This window comes from Polaribacter sp. 11A2H, assembly GCF_011379025.1.
Classification (GTDB): Bacteria; Bacteroidota; Bacteroidia; order Flavobacteriales; family Flavobacteriaceae; genus Polaribacter.
The window spans coordinates 129,435-150,318 of sequence record NZ_WTLD01000006.1; the positions used below are offsets into that span (position 1 = coordinate 129,435).

Genomic DNA, 20,884 nt, shown 5'->3' on the forward strand with positions numbered 1-20,884 from the left:
ACCTATTTTTCTAGCTGATATAACGTTATCATTTTCTTATTTATAATAGATTTAGGAACACTTTTTAAGATAAAATCTCGAAAACCTCTTCCGTATTTCCAATGTGCCATTTTACCGGTCATCCAAGATTGATTTACCACCAAATCTACTTTCTTTTGTCTTTTTTGCTGAAACAACTCAAAAACATTTTTGTCTTTATTTTTAGCTATTAAATCACTTAAATAATACGCATCTTCTATTGCTTGTGCGCCTCCTTGTCCCATATTCGGAGTAGTTGCATGACCTGCATCACCAATTAAACAAATATTATTTTTATGCCACTTTTTAAGCGGTTTTAAATCGTGAATATCACTTTTTATAATTCGATCAATATCTGTTGCAGCAATTAAGTCTATTATTAAAGGATCAAATTCAGAAAACATTTTTAGCAATTTCTCTTTTACTAAACGAACCTCAACTTGCTCATTTTCTTTTGCTAAAACAACTGCAAACCAATAGGTTTTATCTTTTGATACTTTAGAAATTCCGAATCTAATTTTATTGCCCCAAAGCTCAAATCCTCTGTGTAATAAATGGTCTTCTAACACCCTATTTGTAATTCCTCGCCAACAAGTTTGTCCAGAATATCTTTTCTTACTTTCTGGAAATAATTGCTTTCTAACTTTAGAGTTGATGCCATCTGCAGCAATTAAAAAATCGTTTGTAGTTTTAGAAGTATCGTTAAAAGTAATTTCAATTTTGTTGGCTGCTATTTCTTTAAAAGATTCAAATCCTTTATTTAAAAATATTTTCTCTTTCGGAATTTTATCAAACAACAATTTTTGAAGCGCTGCTCTATGTATTGCAACTGTAGTATAACCAAAAATATCCTTTATAAAATCTTGATGACTATCTGAAATTGGCGATAAATCTTGTTTTCCAATGGTAATTCTATCAATAAAATTTCCGTTAGTAATTACGTCTTCTAAAACACCTAAACTTTCTAAAACTTGCAATGCATTTGGCGCTAACCAAATTCCGGCTCCGACTTCATTTAAAACAGCTGCTTTTTCAAAAATCTGATAGTCGATTCCTTTTTGTTCAAAAGCCAAAGCTGTCGTTAACCCACCAATTCCTGCGCCAATAATTGTATATTTCATATCAATTTAATTGCTTTCTGCCAACTCTAATAACTTTAATGTGGTATTATAATTTCTAGTTGTTGCGCTTACATACAAGCTTCTCTCAAATAAATTATTAGAAAGTTTTGTTTTAGAAAAACTACTTTCACAATAAATATATACCATATCATTATCAATTAAATATTGATCGTTCTCAATATCTTTAACCTCAACTTTTGTTTCATAGACCTTTTTGTTTAAGAAAACAAAAGCAACTATTTTTGTGTTGTCTGTAGGAAAAGGATAACTAGCAATTGCTTTTTTTAATTGAGGAATTGTCCTTGCAATTACAGCAATATCAAAACCAAATTTATTTTGAATTTCTTCATTAATCTTCTTACAAATTACAGATTTACCTTCATTTGATTCTAAAATAATGTTTCCGCTTTGTATGTATGTTTGTACGTTTTTAAAACCTAAATCGTTTAATAAATCGCGTAGTTCTGCCATTGGAAGTTTGTTTTTTCCTGAGACATTTATTCCGCGTAGTAAAACTATATATTTTTTCATTTATTTTTTTATCAGTTCGTTATTTGAGCATTTTAATATGAATACAAAACACGTTTTTATAAATACCTCTCGACTGCGCTCGAGGAGACATTTTTAGTTAAAATATTATATTTTTATCCTCTGATAAACTACGTTCGTTACTTTTAATCAAAATACTTTTTGATTTCAGTAATGCTCGAGGAGATATTCATTATTTTCTTGTCAGTTCGAGCGCAGTCGAGAACTATTTATTATCTGGTTTATATTTATGATGTGTTGCATTTCTACATTCAGAAAGAATTTGTAACAGATCAAAATCTTCATTTGCTAATGCTAACTTTTTCTTAGAGCTCCATTTTTTTATTTTCTTTTCAAAATAAATGGCTTGTTCTACATCATTAAAAAATTGATTAAAAATCAACTCTAAAGGTCTTCTTTTAAAAGTAAAACAACTCTTATTTAAACCCTTTTGATGCTCTTCAAACCTTCTTTCGAGATTATTTGTAATCCCTGTGTAAAGTAAATTATCTGAACATTTTAATATGTATACAAAATACGTTTTCATAATTACCTCTCGACTGCGCTCGAGGAGACATTTTTAGTTGATTATTATATTTATCATCCTCTAGTGAACTACGTTCGCTACTTTCAATCAAAATACTTTTTGATTTCTGTAATGCTCGAGGAGACATTTTTAGTTAATTCTATACTATTAAAACTTTATATCTTTTGACTAGCTTTTATTAATTGGTTTAGCCCTGATTGTAGCGGCATCCTTTTTTCTGTCAGTTCGAGTGAATTTGCTTTTTTGCAAATTTGTATCGAGAACAGAGGAAAAAAGATATAGCAGAAAGCAGGAAATAGCTTCTAAAAAAACTACATACCTGCTATTTTATCTTCTTCTAAAATGTTATTTGTTTCTATAATTACTTTGTCTAAAATAATTTTTAACTCATCTTTGGTCATGTTTAAATGCGTGTGAACGTCATCTCCTGCAATTAAATTTAACAACGCTTTGTCTTGCGCTCTACCGCGTTTCATAGCTTCATTATACCCAATATTTGCATTAAAAGTGACTAAAGAATATTTAGAAAAATACTGGGTTGGAAACGTCTTTTCTAAATCCATTTCTATCTTTCTTTTCTCTTTAAAAATAGGATTTGCAACGTGGTCTCTCATTTCATGAAAGTTATCAATCGCTAAATCTGCAATGGCATCCGTATCTTGTTTTCTTGCTTTTTCGTACGTCTTAAAAATGGTTTCCCAAGAATCTAAATTTTGATTTAAAATTTCATCAAAAACGGTAATATCTTCAAAAGAAGCATTCATTCCTTGTCCGTAAAAAGGTACAATTGCATGTGCGGAATCTCCCAACAAAACAGTTTTATTTTGATAACTCCAAGGAGAACATTTTACAGTACCCAAAGCTCCAGTTGGATTGTTTATAAATTCGGCTGTTATATTTGGAATAATTGCCAAAGCATCTGGAAATTCTTTCTCAAAAAATTCAGTGATTTTTTCCTCGGATGTTAAGTTTTCAAAATTAAACTCGCCTTCATTATAACTTAAAAAGAGCGTTACTGTAAAGCTTCCATCTAAATTTGGTAAGGCTATTAACATAAAATCGCCACGAGGCCAAATGTGTAAATGCTGATTGCTAATTTGATGTTTTCCGCTTTTATCTGCAGGAATTTCTAATTCTTTATAACCGTGATTTAGATAATTTTGAGAATAGCTAAAAAGAAATTTACGTTCTAAATAATAGCTTTTTCTTAATGAAGAACCTGCACCATCTGTTCCGAAAATTACATCTGCTTTTATAGAAAACTCTTCTTTGGTTTTGTTATCTTTAAAATGTGCCGTATTCTTTTCTAAATCAACATTTTTACATTTTTTATTAAAATGAATGTTTACGTTTTCGTGCTTTTCTACTTCATTTAATAACAATGCGTTTAAATCGCCACGAGAAATGGAATTGATATATTCATTTTCTCTACCAGAATAATTAGATGCAAAGGTGTTTCCTGCTCTGTCATGCATTAATCTACCATACATTGGTATGCAAATTTCTCTAGCCTTCTCTTCTACTCCACACAAACGCAACGCTTTAAAACCTCTGTCCGACAAGGCTAAATTGATTGACCTTCCGGCAGAAATATCTGTAGTTCTTAAATCGGGTCTGCTTTCGTATAATTCAATTTTATAACCTCTTTGTGCTAAACGTAAAGCAAGTAAACTTCCACATAAACCTGCACCGATTATTAATATTTTATCTGTTTTGTTCATTTTTTTCTAAAATTAAACCTCACAGGTTTTAAAAACCTGTGAGGTTTCTTCTATCTACAATAACTCTTTTAATATTGAAACCATATTGTACACATCTTCAAAAGTAGTATACATTGGCGTTGGCGCACAACGGATAACATCTGGTTCTCGCCAATCGGTAATAATATGTTTTTCAGTTAGTTTATTATGCAAACTTTTATCGGCATTTTTAACTTGAATGGATAATTGGCAACCGCGTTCTTTTGGATTACTTGGCGTAATAATCTTAATATCTTCAGAACCAATTTCATTGATTAAAAACTCGAAATAACCGGTTAGTTTTTCTGATTTTTCTCTTAAAGCATCCATCCCAACTTCATCAAACAAATCTAGAGATGCTTTTATGGCTGCCATAGATAATATTGGCGGATTGGATAATTGCCAACCTTCTGCTCCTTCCATTACATCAAAAGGCATGCGCATATTAAAACGGGTGGTTTTGTTGTGATTCCACCAACCAGAAAAACGTGGTAAGTCTTTATTTTTTGCATGTTTTTCGTGCACAAATAACCCAGCTAAACTTCCGGGACCAGAATTTAAATATTTGTACGTACACCAAGCGGCAAAATCGACTCCTGATTCATGTAAATTTGGCTGAATATTTCCTGCTCCGTGGGCTAAATCAATTCCAACAACACACTCTTTAGCATGACCAATTTCGGCTATTCGCTTTAAATCTAAAAACTGACCGGTGTAATAATTCACGCCTCCAATTAATAACAAAGCAATTTCATCACCTTGTTCTTCTACAATGGTTTCTAAATCTTCAATATTTAATAATTCTTCTCCTTTTCTTGGTTTCCACTCAATAACATCTTCTTTAGAAAATCCGTGAAATTCTAATTGAGATTGTACTGCATATCTATCTGAAGGAAAAGCATCACTTTCTATAACAATTTTATATTTGGTTTTTGTTGGTCTGTAAAAAGATACCATTAACAAATGTAAATTTGTGGTAAGCGTATTCATCACCACAACTTCAATTGGTTTTGCGCCAACAATTTTCGCCATTTTATCGGTTAATAACTCATGGTAATGTAACCAAGGATTTTTTGCTTCAAAATGACCTTCTACACCTAAATTTGCCCAATCTTCTAATTCTTGATTGATATATTTTTTAGTAGATTTTGGCTGTAAGCCCAAAGAATTCCCTGTAAAATATAACCAGTCTTTTCCGTTTTTATCTTTCGGAATGTGAAATTGATTGCGCAAATAAGAAAGAGGATCTTCTTTATCTTGCTGTTTGGCAAATTCTAAATTATTTTGATATTTCATCAGCTTAAAAAATGAGTGTCTCCAAATATAAAACAATCCTAAATAAGTTTCAATAATATTGGATTAATAAAGCAATTAAATAAGTTCTCTTTTTTTGTATTTTTACACAAAATAGACATTTATGAAACTTTATAAATACTTATTGCTAAGTATGCTTCTTATTTCTTTTTCTTGTAAGAATGAGCAAAAACCAACAAATGAATTAACAACAATTTACACAACTTTAAAGGCTGAATTTGCACCTGACAAACGTGTAGAGTTGTTTGATATTAATATTGAATCTGCAGACAATCAACTTATTTTAGAAGGAGAAACAACTTCTAAAAAAGCATTTACAATATTTTTAGATAGCTTAAAAAACAGAAAATTAGCATTTACCAATAACGTACGTGTTTTACCGGATTCTGCCGTAGGAAACCTACAATATGCAGTCGCAAGAAATTCTGTCATAAATATTCGTTCTAATCCAAAACATGCTGCAGAACTAGGTACGCAAGGTTTGCTAGGAATGTCTTTAAAAGTTTTAGATAAAAAAGGAGACTTCTATAGAATTCAGACTCCGGATAATTATATTTCTTGGGTTGATAAAGGTGGAATTCAATTAATGAATAAAAACGATTTTAATGCTTGGAACGATGCTAAAAAAATAATGTTTGCCAAAAATTTCGGCTATGTTTATGTTGATAAATCTACTGATTCTGAAATTGTTTCTGACATTACTTTAGGTGGATTACTACAGTATCTTTCTGAGGACGATAATTTCTATAAAGTAAAATATCCTGATAACAGAATTGGGTTTCTTAAAAAAGAGGAAGCTGTTATTTACAATTCTTGGTTAGAAAGCGTGGAGGCATCCAAAGAAAATGTAGAAACTGTAGCAAAAACATTAACTGGTTCTCCTTATTTATGGGGTGGAACTTCTAGCAAAGGAGTTGACTGTAGTGGTTTTACAAAAATGGTGTATTTAATGAATGGTTTTATCATTCCTAGAGATGCTTCTCAGCAAATTAACGCAGGTAAAACAGTAGATAAAAACCTAAAATTTATAGGTTTAGAAAAAGGAGATTTAATGTTCTTTGGTACAAAAGCCACACCAGATAAAAAACAACGTGTTGTGCATGTTGGTATTTGGTTGGGCAATGATAAAATGGAATTTATTCATTCTTCTGGTAACGTACATTTAAGTTCTATGAGTGCTGATGAAGCTAATTATGATGAATTTAATAAGAATAGATATTTAGGTAGTAAACGTTATTTAGGTGTAAAAGATGAAATGATTGTTGATTTGAAAGAAAAAATAAAACTTTAGGTATAATAAGTAAGCATTCATTGACAAATAAATTCAAAAACGAACTTTTTAAATAAAATTAATAAAAAATGAAATTAATAAAAAAGATTACAAAAATTTTAACTCTAACAATTGTAATAACTTTATTTTTTAGCTGTGAAGATGATTGCACTAAAGTTGTAAATATACCAAAGGCAAACCCTAATTATAATCCCAATAATCCAAGTGGAAATAATCCTCCTTTTATCGACGATTTTCAAGAAGTATCTTGTGATTTTCAAGAACCTGTAACAAAACCAGTTAACGGATCTAATTAGAAAAATGTAAAAACAAAATACAAAAATATAATTTTATAGAATTCTTACTCATTATTTGAATTTAGTAAGTTTATAGTATTAAAGTATTTTAGCTCGTTTACAAAATCAGAAACTGAATTAAAAAATAAAACCAAACAGTATCTGTAATTTAGTCAGTTATTAATTACTCATTAAATCGGATGTAAAAGTATTGCTGAATAAAACAACGAAAAGCCAATATCTAGTATAACTAATTGATAGTTTTGCTCACTTGAGAAATCCCTTCGGAATTTCGTAGTTCATAGTTTATTTAGTACATTCACTGCTGAAACAACGTAATAAATCACATACACCAACCATAGAATTCATTGAGTAAAAGCATTAAAATTGATAAATATGAGTAATTTTAAAGACATTAAATCGGAAATTGAAAAATATGCAAATGATTCAAATCTGACTGAATTACAAATTGTTGCGAAATTAGAAAAACACTATTTTGACAAAGAAGTAAACAAAAATTTAAAGCTGTATACAAAAGGAAAGAAAAAAGTGAGCGAAATAACAAAAGACCTAAAAATCTCGCCACGAAAATTTTATGCAATTTTAGAGAAAAAGAAAATAGAACATAAGAAATATAAAAAGGAGTAATTTTAAATATGCTGTTTTACTTTTAACTCACTTGAGAGATTCACTACTTAAACCAAGTAACAAAGCTTATAAAAACACATTGCAACAATATTGAATACCAAGGACACTATGAAGAATAATCTTACTGACATGAAATGTTTGGATATTTACTTATCTAGTCTTAATAGAGAAGAATATAATGAAATAAAGCCAAAAGTTGAAATTTCAACAGTAAAAGCGACGCCTTTGGTGAGTTGGGATATTTTTATGGATGATTACTATAGCAGGTTAATTGAAGCTAAAAAGAGAATGGAAATAGAACAAGTACTTTCTTTTGCTAAAAAGTTCAATTGGAAAAATGACATAAGTCTTGCTTTTTCTGAAAATGACTATGAAGCATTAATTGTAACTGACAAAAATCAAAACATAATTTGGGTAAACGAAGGATTTACATCAATGACTGGTTATTCTAAAAAATTTGCAATAAACAAAACTCCTAAATTCTTACAAGGAGAAGAAACTTCCGTAAAAACTAAAAATAGAATTCAGGAAAAAATACAACAAGTCGAGCCTTTTAAAGAAATTATAGTAAACTACAAAAAAGACGGAACAACCTATAAATGCGAAGTTAAGATAATTCCACTATTCAATGAAAATACGACTCACTACATAGCATTCGAAAAAAAAGTAGGATAGCCTGAGAAAGACTGTAGTAAGCAACGGATATTAAAATTATTTATCTTTGATTTCATCAAAGCAGTTATATTTTTCTTTAAAAAGTAGCAGTTTATAAAAATTTAGAAATTTTAATATCACAAATACATACACAGTTATAAAGCACAGTATTAAAATAAACAGAGTGCTAGGTTCTTATTAAGAATAACATATTTGCAAACAAGTCTAGCCCTGGTTGAACTATTTGTTTGAGTTCTTTTTTGCTTTTTCAGCAAAAAGATATAGTGAAAGCAGGAAATAGCTTCAAAAAAAACACCCTTCAAATTATAAAATCTGAAGGGTGTTTTCTATTTTAAAAAAGCCTATTCATACTTTCTTTGATACTTTACTTTTTCTTCTAAATAAATAGGTGATCCTGTTCCTTCGTTAATTTTAAACTTAGTTTTAAGGGTTTCTCGCTTGATAATTTCTTGCTTAAAAACTTCAAAATGTAAATGAGGACCGGTTGACCAACCAATGTTTCCACTTTTAGCAATTAACTGACCTTTGGCAACTTTATCACCTGGTTTTACGCTAGCAGAATTGGTATCTATGTGTACGTAATCGGAGAATGTACCATCTGAATGATAGATTAAAATATAATTATTAAATTCTAAACAGCCTTTGGTAACACATGTTTTGGTGTTATGATCTACCACCTTAATTACAACGCCTTCTCTTGCTGCATAAATATCCGTACCAATTGGCATTAAAAAATCTAGTGCATTTTTCTTTTGATGTGTTATTGTGCCATTATAACCTTGAGATACTTTAAACTTTTTTCCTTTTTTAAAAGGAAGGTTGTAAATGTATTCTTCAACCGCAACAGTGTCTTGCTGCTTTACGGCAATAGTATCTATCTCTTTCTTTGCAAAGTCTCCGTAATTATACTTTGTTTTTGAATTGTATTTGTATCCGCCCGCTTTTATGGCTTTTAAATTTGTAATTATAAAGCCTGTGGTTCTTGCAGGAATTACGTACGTTTTAAAATTTCCGTTGGATGTAGACAAGTTAACCAACTCTAAATCTACCTCAACCGAAACCGGACAATACTCATTGTTGTCTGCTAAAAGCTCAAATCCATTCTCTGCTTTTTTAAAATAAGTTTTAAAATTAAGTTGAGAGAATGAATTATAAGAAATTAATAAAATGAAAATAAATAGATATTTATTCATTTACTATATATTAATACAATACTCTAAATTTAATAGTCCCCTCAATTTCTCTTAAGGCTTCTAAAACTTCTTTGTTGTATTCTTTGTCTAAATCTGTAATTACATAGCCAACTTTTGGATCTGTAGACAAATATTGACCGTTAATATTTAATTCGTATTCTGCTAAAACTTTATTTATTTTAGCCATTACACCAGGCACATTTTTATGAATATGTAAAAAACGGTGTGCATTTGTTTGTCTTGGTAAACGAATATTAGGGAAATTTACAGCATCTACTGTATTTCCAGAATTCATATATGCCATAATTTTACTTGGTACAAAGTCTGCAATGTCTCTTTGCGCTTCTTCTGTACTACCACCAACGTGTGGCGTTAAAATTACGTTTGGTAAACCTTGTAACTCTGTATAAAACTCCCCATTTTTTCTTGGTTCAGAAGGATAAACATCTACTGCTGCTCCTGCTAATTTTCCGCTTTTTAAAGCGCTTGCTAAAGCATTAATATCAACTACAAATCCACGAGAAAGGTTTACTAAATGTGCACCATCTTTCATTTGAGAAATTTCTTTTTCTCCAATAAAGTTTTTGTTTGCAGAATTGTCATCAATATGTACAGTAACCACATCAGATAATGCTAATAGATCTGATAATTGATCTACTTTAGTTGCATTTCCTAAACCTAAAGTATCTTCTACGTCGTAATAATAAACGTCCATACCTAAAGCTTCTGCTAAAATTGATAATTGCTTACCAATATTACCATAACCAACAATACCTAGTTTTTTACCACGAACTTCTCTAGAACCTTCTGCAGTTTTATTCCATTGCCCGTTGTGAATTTCTGTACTTCTTTGAAAAACACTACGCATTAACATAATAATTTCTCCAATAGCTAATTCTACAACAGAACGTGTATTACTGTAAGGTGCGTTAAAAACAACTATTCCGCTTTCTTTACACGCTTCTAAATCTATTTGTTTGGTACCAATACAAAAAGCACTTACTACCATTAATTTTTCTGCTGCGTCTACAACTCTTTGCGTTACGTTTGTTTTAGATCGAATACCTAAAACGTGTACGTCTTTTATTTTTTCTATCAATTCATCTTCAGACAAACTTTTAGAAACTGTTTCTACAGAAAAACCATCTGTAGACAACTTGTTAAAAGCATCTGGATGTACGTTTTCTAATAATAAAATTTTAATTCTGTTCTTTGGGTATGAGATATTTCTTGGCAATTTGTTTACGTATAAAAATTCATCTAAATTTGGGGCAATGTGGTCTGCGTTTTCTGTTGTTTTAATTCTAGAAACGTTTTCTGTGTAAGCAAAAAATTTGTCTGCTACACCAGCTTCTCTAGTTACATAATCGCTGTACCCATCACCAATAACTTGTATTTCTCCTTCGAGATTCATGTCTTTTAAACACTTTATTTTTCCGTTGTGCTGAGACAATGGGTTATTAGCATCAAAACCAATAATTTCACCATCGGCAGCAAACTCAAAAGTATTTGCATACACTCTTTCTGAAGGTATATTGTATTCTTCTACAATAGGATCTATAAATTCTTTAAATCCGCAAGAAATCACATAGATATCATCTGCAAAGTTTTCGAAAAATTCTTTGTTGCTTTCTATAGATTTTGATACTTGCTTTTTTAAAGCTGCTACTAAACCAGACAAATCTGCTTTATTCGCTTTTAATAATTTTATTCTTCTTTCTAAAGATTCTGTGAAGGATATTTCGCCATCAATACCTAAATTGGTAATGTCAATTATTTCTTGAATAATTGCTTCTTTTTTAGGATTGTTCTTTAAGGTTATTTCTGCTAAAACATCTAATGCCTCTACCTTAGTTAAGGTACTGTCAAAATCGAAAATATAATTTCTTTTTGTGCTAATCATTACTTAAGAATCTTGGTTGAATTTAAGTGAGTAAATCTACAAATATAGTAGGGAATTAAGAAGCTATCTTACAGTTTTATGATATCTATTTTATTTATTCTGATAAATTAAAAATACTTCCATAATAATAGTTTTTCAACCTTAAAAATTATGGAATCCTAAAAGAATTAACCACCAAACAATAGGCAATAACTCTACCCAAAAGGAACTGAAGTACTTAGATTGTTCTTTTTCTGCTCTCATTAAGAAAATTATCAATAGAAAAAAGAAAAGCATAAAAGGAGTTTTAACCATAGCGTTGGCTGTAATTAAATATTCTAAAACTAAAGAGAAAACCAACAGCATTAATCCTAATTTCTTTGTTTTTGCTACACCTATTTTTTTTGGGATGGTTTGTAAAGAAATAGCATCATATTTTACATCTCTAATATCAAAAGGTAAAATTAAAACCACTACTATTAAAAACCTTTGTAACATTAAAAAAAGCACATTTAAAGTAATTTCTTTACCTGCGTCTACCGCAGGAATTAATACCGTAAAACCAGCCCAAACAAAAGCTACAATAATAACTTTTAAATAGCTTACCTGCCTTAATGACTTATCTACTCCACTTAAAAAAGGAACTGCATACAAAACCGTTAACAAACAGAAAGGAATGGTATACAACAGTGTTTTTAAAGGAATTTGATATGCTAAGTAACACAAGGCTAAAAAACAGCAAAAGGAAAATACTTGTATATTCTTTAAGCTTTTGGTTAGACTTTTATGATGTAATTTTGCTACACCTGCATATTTTACAGAATTATACCCTGTAATAGTTCCAAAAAACATAAAATAATTTAAGTTACTATCATAAGATAAATCTAAATAAACTTCTGTAATTCTTAGTAGCGCATACACAGAAAACGCAACATGAATACTTGCATTTATATAAAAATCGAACACCTGTTTTAAAAATTTCATTTGACAAAAATAGGTTTTATACCAAATGAATTTAAACTGATTGATGATAAATTTATTTATTTTTATAAATATAAAATACAAAACCAAATACCAACCTTACTTATAATTCTATTTTAGATAAAAGAGTAACGGAAAAGACACTCATTTAATCGGTTCTTTTGATATTTATCTGAAATTATGTTCATAACATTCTTTTTTGGTTGATAATTCTACCTTTTTTGCTCAAAAAATGAACTAATTATTTTATTTTTTCCCTACTTTTGAGACTTTTAAAACCAATTGATTTAAAGGTGATAAAACACAAACTATATCGATTGAAATAAGCCAAATCAAAACTTTATTACATGAATACAAATTTGTTTCAAAACAGACATATTGGACCTAATAAAAAGGAACAAGAAAAAATGTTATCAACGATAAAAGCAGATAGTTTAGATCAGTTAATTTACCAAACTGTTCCAGATGATATCCGTTTAGAAAATGAGTTAGATTTAGCGCCTGCTAAAAGCGAATATGAGTATTTAGCTCATATAAAAGAATTATCAGAAAAAAATAAAGTTTTTAAAACGTATATTGGTTTAGGATATCATGAGGCAATTGTGCCAAGTGTAATTCAGCGTAATATTTTAGAAAACCCAGGTTGGTATACTGCCTATACTCCTTACCAGGCAGAAATTGCACAAGGTAGATTAGAGGCGTTGTTAAATTTTCAAACCATGGTTTGTGATTTAACAGGAATGGAATTAGCAAATGCTTCTTTGTTAGATGAAAGTACTGCTGCTGCAGAAGCAATGGCACTTTTATTTGATGTTAGAGAAAGAGCACAAAAGAAAGCCAATGTAAATAAGTTTTTTGTTTCTGAAGAAGTATTACCACAAACAATATCTGTTTTACAAACTCGCTCTACTCCTATTGGAATTGAGTTAGTGGTTGGAAACCATGAGGATTTTGATTTCTCTGATGACTTTTTCGGAGCAATTTTACAATACCCAGGTAAACATGGTCAAGTTTATGATTATACTGCTTTTGTTGCCAAAGCAAATGAAAACAATATTAAAGTAGCCGTTGCAGCTGATATTTTATCATTGGTAAAATTAAAAGCACCTGCAGAATTTGGTGTTGATGTTGTTGTAGGAACCACACAGCGTTTTGGAATTCCGTTAGGTTACGGAGGGCCTCATGCAGCTTATTTTGCAACTAAAGAAAAATATAAAAGAAGTATTCCTGGACGTATTATTGGTGTTACCAAAGATAGAAACGGAGAGCGTGCTTTGCGTATGGCATTGCAAACAAGAGAGCAACATATTAAGCGAGAAAAAGCAACTTCTAATATTTGTACTGCACAAGTTTTATTAGCAGTAATGGCAAGTATGTACACTGTTTATCATGGTAAAAGTGGTTTACAGTTTATTGCAGATTCTGTACATAATAAAACAAAGTTAGTTGCAGATTATTTAGAAAAAGCTGGGTTTAAGCAATTAAATACTTCTTATTTTGATACTTTATTAGTAGAAATAGAATCTATTAAAGTAAAATCTGTTGCAGAGTCTTTTAAAGTAAACTTTAATTATGTAGATGATAAACATATTTCTATCTCTATAAATGAAGCAACTACACAAAAAGATTTAATGAACTTGTTTACCATTTTTGGTCAACTTAAAAAGAAATCTACTGCTGCTGATGCTGAAATTGTAGACGATTTTCATCAGATTTTAACCAAAGAATCATTTAATGCTGATTTTGAAGTTATTACAGAAAATATAGCAAGAAATACACCGTTTTTAGAGAACGATGTTTTTAATACGTATCAGTCGGAAACAGATATGATGCGTTATATTAAAAAATTAGAGCGTAAAGATTTAGCTTTAAATCATTCTATGATTTCTTTAGGCTCTTGTACTATGAAATTAAATGCAGCCTCAGAAATGTTGCCTTTAAGCAACCCACAATGGGGAAATATTCACCCATTTGTACCATTAAATCAAGCGGAAGGATATCAACAAGTTTTAAAAAGATTAGAGCATCAATTAAATATTATTACTGGTTTTGCAGGTACGTCTTTACAACCAAATTCTGGTGCACAAGGTGAGTTTGCTGGCTTAATGACTATTAGAGCGTATCATGAATCTAACAACGAATCTCACAGAAATATTTGTTTAATTCCTGCTTCTGCACACGGTACAAATCCTGCGTCTGCAGTGATGGCTGGTATGAAAGTTGTAGTTACCAAAACAGATGCTAAAGGAAATATTGATGTAGAAGATTTACGCGCTAAAGCAATTTTACATAAAGATAATTTAGCGGCTTTAATGGTTACCTATCCTTCTACGCACGGAGTTTACGAAAAAGCAATTAAAGAAGTTACGCAAATTATTCATACCAACGGCGGACAAGTATATATGGATGGCGCAAATATGAACGCGCAAGTTGGGTTAACAAATCCGGCAACGATTGGTGCAGATGTTTGTCACCTAAACTTACATAAAACATTTGCCATTCCTCATGGTGGTGGTGGTCCTGGAGTTGGCCCAATTTGTGTAGCTCCACAATTAGTACCCTTTTTACCAACAAACCCTGTAGTTGCTACAGGTGGAGAAAATGCAATTACAGCTATTTCTGCTGCTCCTTGGGGTTCTTCTTTAGTGTGTTTAATTTCTTACGGATATATTACCATGTTAGGTGCCAAAGGATTAACCGATTCTACCAAGAATGCTATCTTAAACGCCAACTATATTAAAGAACGTTTACACGGACATTATAATAGTTTGTATACTGGAGAAATGAATAGAGCTGCGCACGAAATGATTATTGATTGCCGTGATTTTAAACAAAACGGAATTGAAGTGGTAGACATTGCAAAGCGTTTAATAGATTATGGTTTTCATGCACCAACCGTTTCTTTTCCTGTTGCAGGAACTATGATGATTGAGCCTACAGAATCTGAATCTATGGCAGAATTAGATCGTTTTTGTGATGCGATGATTTCTATTCGTGAAGAAATTAAAAATGCCTCTAAAGAGGATGATAATAATCCTTTAAAAAACGCTCCTCATACGCAAGAAATGTTAACGGCAGATGAATGGACGTTACCATACACAAGAAAACAGGCAGCTTTTCCTTTACCATATATTGCTGACAATAAATTTTGGCCTTCTGTACGTAGAGTAGATGATGCTTTTGGAGACAGAAACTTAATTTGTTCTTGTAACCCTATTGAAGATTATATGTAGAATACGTAGTGTTCTTTAAATATTTTAAAACCGTTTCTTTTTGAAGCGGTTTTTTTTGTTTTTATAATAATTTACAAACCTATTTAACTTTTTTATCAACCTCTCATTCTTCGGAATAATAAAACGAATGTCATTCCAAAATGAGCTTTTTAAAGCGATTGAGAAATCTCATAAAACCCTAAAAAAGGAATTTAAAAAACCTATTCAAACTAAAAATGAGGGATATCATAAAAAACTAAAAACAAACTATTTACCTTAAATTTAAAAGCATTATAAATTAACTTTATTCACCTAAATTTAACTCATAAACAGCATTATACGTTGCGCATTTTTCTTACTTTTAATACTTAAAATCAAAAAAATATAATGGAACATATATATAGTAAATGGCATCACCCTTACAAACCAGCAGCAAAATATAAAAAGAAAGTCGCGTATTTTAGTATGGAATTTGGTATCGATCAAGCTTTTAACATTTACTCTGGAGGTTTGGGTTTTTTAGCTGGTTCTCACATGCGTTCTGGCTTTGAATTAAAACAAAATATGATTGGTATTGGTATGCTTTGGAAGTACGGTTACTACGACCAAGCAAGAAATGATGACCAAACATTAAAAACAGAATTTAACGAAAAACACTTCGATTTCTTAGAATATACAGGCATTGAAGTAACCATAAAACTTCATGACAACCCGAATGTAAAAGTAAGAGCCTATGTTTTAAAACCAGAAATTTTTGGCACTGTACCCATGTATTTTTTAAGCACAGACGTAGAAGGAAATGACCACTTATCTAAAACGATAACCAATCATTTATATGACCAAAATCAGATAACAAGAATCTCACAAAGTATTGTTTTAGGTATTGCGGGAGCTAAAGTTGTAGAAGCCTTAGGAGGCGCAGACACCTATCATTTAAACGAAGGACATGCTTTACCAGCTTTTTATTATTTAAAAGACCAAGGAGTAACCAAAGAACAAATGGTATTTACAACACACACCCCAGAAAAAGCTGGAAATGAAGAACGCGATGCGCGTCTTTTAAACAGATGTGGTTTCTTTGGCAGATCTCTTTCTGAAGAAGAATTATACAAAGAAATGGTCAATGGAGACATGATTAATTATACCATATCTGCCTTACGAATGGCTAGAAAAGCAAATGGTGTTTCTAAACTTCATGCTATTGTTGCTAACGATATGTGGAAAGATTATGAAGGTATTTGTAAAATAATTCCGATTACAAATGCTCAAAATCAGAAATTTTGGCAAGATGAAACGATCAAAAATTCTTGGAAAAAAGGTAATGTTACTGCCTATAAAAAGAAAAAATCTGAATTAAAAAGTGAACTTTTTGAAGAGGTGTATAAACAGACCGGAAAAAAGTTAGATCCAAATGTATTAACCATTGTTTGGGCAAGACGTTTTGCGGGTTACAAAAGAGCCGATTTACTTTTACACGATTACGATCGTTTTAAAAAATTAATTAATAATGAGAAATATCCTGTACAAATTATCTGGGCAGGAAAACCATATCCGTTTGATTATGGTGCTATAGACACTTTTAACCATTTAGTACATCAATCTAAACAAGAACCAAATTTAGCCGTACTTATTGGTTATGAAATAGACTTGTCTAGAAAATTAAAATGCGGTTCTGATGTTTGGCTAAATACGCCTAGAATTACACGTGAAGCTTCTGGTACAAGTGGAATGACAGCTGCTATGAATGGCTCTGTAAATGTTTCTACAGATGATGGTTGGATTCCAGAATTTAAAAAAGACGAAGAAAACTGTTTTGTATTGCCTGCACTAGATTATAAATTACCAACGTACGAACAAGATAAGTTAGATACTGATAATTTATATAATATTTTAGAAAACAAAGTATTGCCAACGTATTATGACGCTCCTAAGAACTGGCAAAAAATAGTATTTAAAGCAATGGATGATGTTATTCCGGAGTTTACAACTCAAAGAATGGCTGCAGATTATTATAAAAAATTATTTTAATAAAAAACTCAATACTAAAATTAAAAAGCCTTAACAATTAAATGTGAAGGCTTTTTATATATATCAGGTTCTTTAAAAATGAAAAAAATTACTTGCCCACTATATCAGCAACAATCTTTTTTGCATGAATTCTAGAGTTTTCTATAAACCATTTATGCGTATCCATACCTCCACAAACTACACCCGCTAAATAGACACCACTAACATTGGTTTCCATAGTTTCATCATTATAAGTAGGAATTTTACTATTATCATTAGAAAAAGTAATTCCTATTTTATTTAAAAGAATAAAATTTGGTTTGTAACCGGTTAGTGCCAAAACAAAATCGTTTTGTAAGGTTTCCACCCCTTTTTCAGTTTGAATAACAACCGTCTCTTTTGTTATTTCCTTAACGTTGCTATTATAATATACTTTAATACTTCCCTCTTCTATTCTGTTAATAATATCTGGTTTTACCCAATATTTTACACGATGTCCTACTTCTGCACCTCTAATAACCATAGTAACTTCTGCACCTTTTCTATAACACTCTAAAGCAGCATCTACAGATGAGTTACTAGCGCCAATAACAACTACTTTTTGTCCAGAATAAAAGTGTGGATCATTATAATAATGCGAAACTTTTGGTAAGTCTTCTCCAGGAATTTCTAATGTATTCGGAAGATCATAAAAACCTGTTGCAATTACAATATTTGTAGACTTATAGCTATTTTTTTCTGAAACAACAGTAAACTTGTTTTCTACTTTAGAAATAGAAATTACTTTTTCAAACAGCTTAATATTTAATTTATTTGAAGAAGCAATTCTTCTATAATATTCTAAAGCTTCACTTCTTCTTGGCTTATTTTCTTTACTAATAAAAGGAATTTCATCTATTTCTAACTTTTCTGAAGAAGAGAAAAACTGCATATTTACGGGATAATTGTATAAAGAATTTACAATAGGTCCTTTTTCTAAAATAACATAACTTAAGCCTTTTTTTTCAGCTTCCAGTCCGCAAGCAATACCAATAGGACCTCCTCCAATAATAACAATATCAAAATTTTTCATAAAATACACGCTTCTTATTTACTATAATAAAATCTTTTTAAACCAATTAAATCCCTCTCTTTTTTACATCTATAACAACTACTTTTCATATAACAGCAAATCATTATTTTACAAGTACATTTTCACCTTTCTACACCAACGCTTTTATAAAACCGTTATGTTGCATTGCTACAAAAACTAGACCAATATATAAGTTGTTTTCTCTAGCCAGAACAACATCTAAATGCAACATAAAACTTATTGACATATCAATCTTATATGTACTTATAGCAAAACACCTTACAACATAAAAAGCCGCCTTTGCCTTTATTTAGAAGCTATCTATTTAATTTATTTTTTTACTGATACACTCTTTTTGCAGACATCATATACTAAGAAATAAAAAGGATTGTATTTCTAATATAATTATAGTTGTTTTAAACGATGTTAAAAACACTTATTTAGTACGAAATTTAGCAACAACCCTTACAAATATTTTGCGTTAGGGGTTGCAGTGGAAATCCTTTTTTTATTATAATAACATTGCGAGGAACGAAGCAATCTGTTTTTAGAAAGGTAAGATTGCTGCAGAAAGCAAAAAACTTTCTTAGAAATAACAAGTTAAAAAAAGATTGTAGCGTAAAACCCGACCTTTAGGTAACGCCCAAATTATTAAAATTATAAATAAATTAATAGAAATTAAGTTGAAGGCAAATAAAAAACTCCAACAAATAAATGTTGGAGTTTTAAATATATTGAAAATTCTAAAAGAATTACTCTTTTTTGAATTTTGCGTATTTCGTTTTAAATTTATCGATACGACCTGCAGCATCAATAAGTTTAGATTTACCAGTGTAAAAAGGGTGAGATGTTCTAGAGATCTCTAATTTTACTAAAGGATACTCAACACCATCAACTTCTAACGTTTCTTTAGTGTCTACTGTAGAACGTGTTAAAAATACATCTTCATTAGACATGTCTTTAAAAGCTACCATTCTGTAATTTTCTGGATGAATTCCTTTTCTCATTTTATTATATTTTAATACTTTAATGTTATGTTTGCATGAGTGAAGTTGGTAAAGCTTACTCGATTCTCTAAATAGTTGTTATTTACTATTTTGAGGATGCAAATTTAACTATATTTTTTAATTAACAAATAAATATTTTGTTTTTATTTGGTCTAACAATCACATTCGTTATTTTTACATCAGATTTCGTTGATGAATAGTGGTTTTTCATCACTTTTCTAAAAAGTAAAAAGACTAAAAATAAATATAAAAAATTACAAAAATGAAAAAGAATACCTTACTTGTTGCATTTTTTGCGTGTTTTCTGCTAATTACATCTTGCTCTGATGTCTATAAATTTAGCTTAGAGCATAAAAAACAAGTCGCTTTAAATTCTAATATTGAAGTTACTTTAAAAGAGAAACAAGAGAAAGCTATAAAAAGTGTTCAGTTTTTTGTGAATGGAAATGAGGTTTCTTCAGATGGAAATACTATTTCTATTAACACAACTGAATTAGGTGTTGGAAAACACCAAGTTTCTGCCTTAGTTTTTTATGCTGAAAAGACAAAAAAGGAAAATAGTTTTTTTGAAGTTTTAGCAAACAAAGCACCTGTTGTATATGGCTATAAAATTATAAATGAATATCCGCATGATAAAACTGCCTACACACAAGGTTTAGAATATCATGATGGTTTTTTGTATGAAACTACAGGACGTAGAGGACAATCTACACTAAGAAAAGTTGAAATTGAAACGGGTAAAGTTTTACAAACAATAGATTTAGATAAAAAGTATTTTGGCGAGGGAATGACCATTCTTAACAATAAAATTTACTGGTTAACTTGGCAAGCAAAAAAAGGTTTTGTGTACGACTTAGATACTTTTAAACAAGAAAAAGAGTTTAATTATGATAAAAGTATAGAAGGCTGGGGCTTTACACATAACGGAACTCAATTAATTAAATCTGATGGTACTTCTAAAATTTGGTTTTTAGATCCGGAAACTTTAAAAGAAGAAAAATCGATTCAAGTGTACACAAACAAATACGCGGTAGCCGATTTAAATGAGCTAGAATTGATTAAAGGAAAAATCTATGCAAATAAATATCAGCAAAATGCTATTGTTGTTATAAACCCAAAAACTGGGGTTGTAGAAGGTATTGCAAATTTAAAAGGCTTACATGCTGAAATGGAAAAAACGCAAAAATTGGTTCCTCATGATGAAGTTTTAAATGGTATTGCTTATGATGAAGAGAATAACCGTCTTTTTGTAACAGGTAAACATTGGGGTAAATTATTTGAAATTGAATTAATTAAAAAATAATAATTGAGGTATTAAAAAGTTATCACTCTAATACATTTTAAGATTTAAAAATAAAAACAAGTTTTACCACA

Annotated in this window: 17 protein-coding genes; 7 read left to right on the forward strand and 10 right to left on the reverse strand. The window is 30.3% G+C overall.

Annotated features, from left to right (window positions below; genetic code table 11):
* Positions 1-2: 2 nt before the first annotated feature.
* From GQS58_RS09545 to kynU, 5 genes are all read right to left on the reverse strand, one after another.
* Positions 3-1,139, reverse strand: coding sequence for an FAD-dependent monooxygenase (locus GQS58_RS09545; RefSeq protein ID WP_166385251.1), 1,137 nt, complete (start codon positions 1,137-1,139; stop codon positions 3-5).
* 6 nt (positions 1,140-1,145) lie between these two features.
* Positions 1,146-1,670 (reverse strand): DUF1697 domain-containing protein, encoded by a 525-nt coding sequence (locus tag GQS58_RS09550; protein ID WP_166385253.1) that lies wholly within the window; start codon positions 1,668-1,670, stop codon positions 1,146-1,148.
* 223 nt (positions 1,671-1,893) lie between these two features.
* On the reverse strand, positions 1,894-2,214 hold the full coding sequence (locus tag GQS58_RS09555) for a GIY-YIG nuclease family protein (protein ID WP_166385256.1): 321 nt from the start codon (positions 2,212-2,214) through the stop codon (positions 1,894-1,896).
* 311 nt (positions 2,215-2,525) lie between these two features.
* Complete coding sequence (locus tag GQS58_RS09560) at positions 2,526-3,935, reverse strand: FAD-dependent oxidoreductase (protein ID WP_166385258.1); 1,410 nt, start codon at positions 3,933-3,935, stop codon at positions 2,526-2,528.
* A 54-nt stretch (positions 3,936-3,989) separates the two neighbouring features.
* Complete coding sequence (kynU, locus tag GQS58_RS09565; RefSeq protein ID WP_166385260.1) at positions 3,990-5,249, reverse strand: kynureninase; 1,260 nt, start codon at positions 5,247-5,249, stop codon at positions 3,990-3,992.
* 121 nt (positions 5,250-5,370) lie between these two features.
* On the opposite strand from kynU, the gene GQS58_RS09570 reads away from it, so the two are divergent.
* From GQS58_RS09570 to GQS58_RS09585, 4 genes are all read left to right on the forward strand, one after another.
* A complete protein-coding gene (locus GQS58_RS09570) occupies positions 5,371-6,558 on the forward strand; it encodes an NlpC/P60 family protein (RefSeq protein WP_166385262.1) in 1,188 nt (395 codons plus the stop codon).
* A 68-nt stretch (positions 6,559-6,626) separates the two neighbouring features.
* The gene (locus GQS58_RS09575; RefSeq protein WP_166385264.1) at positions 6,627-6,854 is read left to right on the forward strand and encodes a hypothetical protein; all 228 of its coding nucleotides are present in this window, start codon (positions 6,627-6,629) and stop codon (positions 6,852-6,854) included.
* A 375-nt stretch (positions 6,855-7,229) separates the two neighbouring features.
* Entirely contained in the window at positions 7,230-7,481 is a 252-nt protein-coding gene (locus GQS58_RS09580) for a hypothetical protein (protein WP_166385266.1), read from the forward strand.
* A 108-nt stretch (positions 7,482-7,589) separates the two neighbouring features.
* Entirely contained in the window at positions 7,590-8,156 is a 567-nt protein-coding gene (locus GQS58_RS09585) for a PAS domain-containing protein (protein WP_166385268.1), read from the forward strand.
* 341 nt (positions 8,157-8,497) lie between these two features.
* Here GQS58_RS09585 and GQS58_RS17295 read toward each other — a convergent pair whose 3' ends face one another.
* The 3 genes from GQS58_RS17295 to GQS58_RS09600 all read right to left on the reverse strand — a co-directional run bounded on the left by GQS58_RS17295 (position 8,498) and on the right by GQS58_RS09600 (position 12,215).
* The gene (locus GQS58_RS17295; protein WP_166385270.1) at positions 8,498-9,349 is read right to left on the reverse strand and encodes a M23 family metallopeptidase; all 852 of its coding nucleotides are present in this window, start codon (positions 9,347-9,349) and stop codon (positions 8,498-8,500) included.
* A gap of 10 nt (positions 9,350-9,359) precedes the next feature.
* Positions 9,360-11,252, reverse strand: a complete 1,893-nt coding sequence (gene serA, locus GQS58_RS09595) for a phosphoglycerate dehydrogenase (RefSeq protein WP_166385272.1) — start codon at positions 11,250-11,252, stop codon at positions 9,360-9,362.
* 141 nt (positions 11,253-11,393) lie between these two features.
* A complete protein-coding gene (locus tag GQS58_RS09600) occupies positions 11,394-12,215 on the reverse strand; it encodes a hypothetical protein (protein WP_166385274.1) in 822 nt (273 codons plus the stop codon).
* Positions 12,216-12,559: 344 nt separating this feature from the next.
* On the opposite strand from GQS58_RS09600, the gene gcvP reads away from it, so the two are divergent.
* Both gcvP and glgP read left to right on the forward strand, forming a co-directional pair.
* On the forward strand, positions 12,560-15,445 hold the full coding sequence (gcvP, locus tag GQS58_RS09605; RefSeq protein WP_166385277.1) for an aminomethyl-transferring glycine dehydrogenase: 2,886 nt from the start codon (positions 12,560-12,562) through the stop codon (positions 15,443-15,445).
* Positions 15,446-15,811: 366 nt separating this feature from the next.
* The gene (gene glgP, locus GQS58_RS09610) at positions 15,812-17,452 is read left to right on the forward strand and encodes an alpha-glucan family phosphorylase (RefSeq protein ID WP_166385279.1); all 1,641 of its coding nucleotides are present in this window, start codon (positions 15,812-15,814) and stop codon (positions 17,450-17,452) included.
* Between the two features lie 88 nt (positions 17,453-17,540).
* Here glgP and GQS58_RS09615 read toward each other — a convergent pair whose 3' ends face one another.
* A complete protein-coding gene (locus tag GQS58_RS09615; protein WP_166385281.1) occupies positions 17,541-18,503 on the reverse strand; it encodes a YpdA family putative bacillithiol disulfide reductase in 963 nt (320 codons plus the stop codon).
* Positions 18,504-19,255: 752 nt separating this feature from the next.
* Positions 19,256-19,510, reverse strand: a complete 255-nt coding sequence (locus GQS58_RS09620) for a type B 50S ribosomal protein L31 (RefSeq protein ID WP_087520665.1) — start codon at positions 19,508-19,510, stop codon at positions 19,256-19,258.
* Between the two features lie 262 nt (positions 19,511-19,772).
* Between GQS58_RS09620 and GQS58_RS09625 the strand changes: the two genes are divergently transcribed.
* Positions 19,773-20,813 carry a glutaminyl-peptide cyclotransferase gene (locus GQS58_RS09625; RefSeq protein WP_166385283.1) on the forward strand — a complete coding sequence of 347 codons (1,041 nt, stop codon included), beginning with the start codon at positions 19,773-19,775 and terminating at the stop codon, positions 20,811-20,813.
* Positions 20,814-20,884 lie beyond the last annotated feature (71 nt).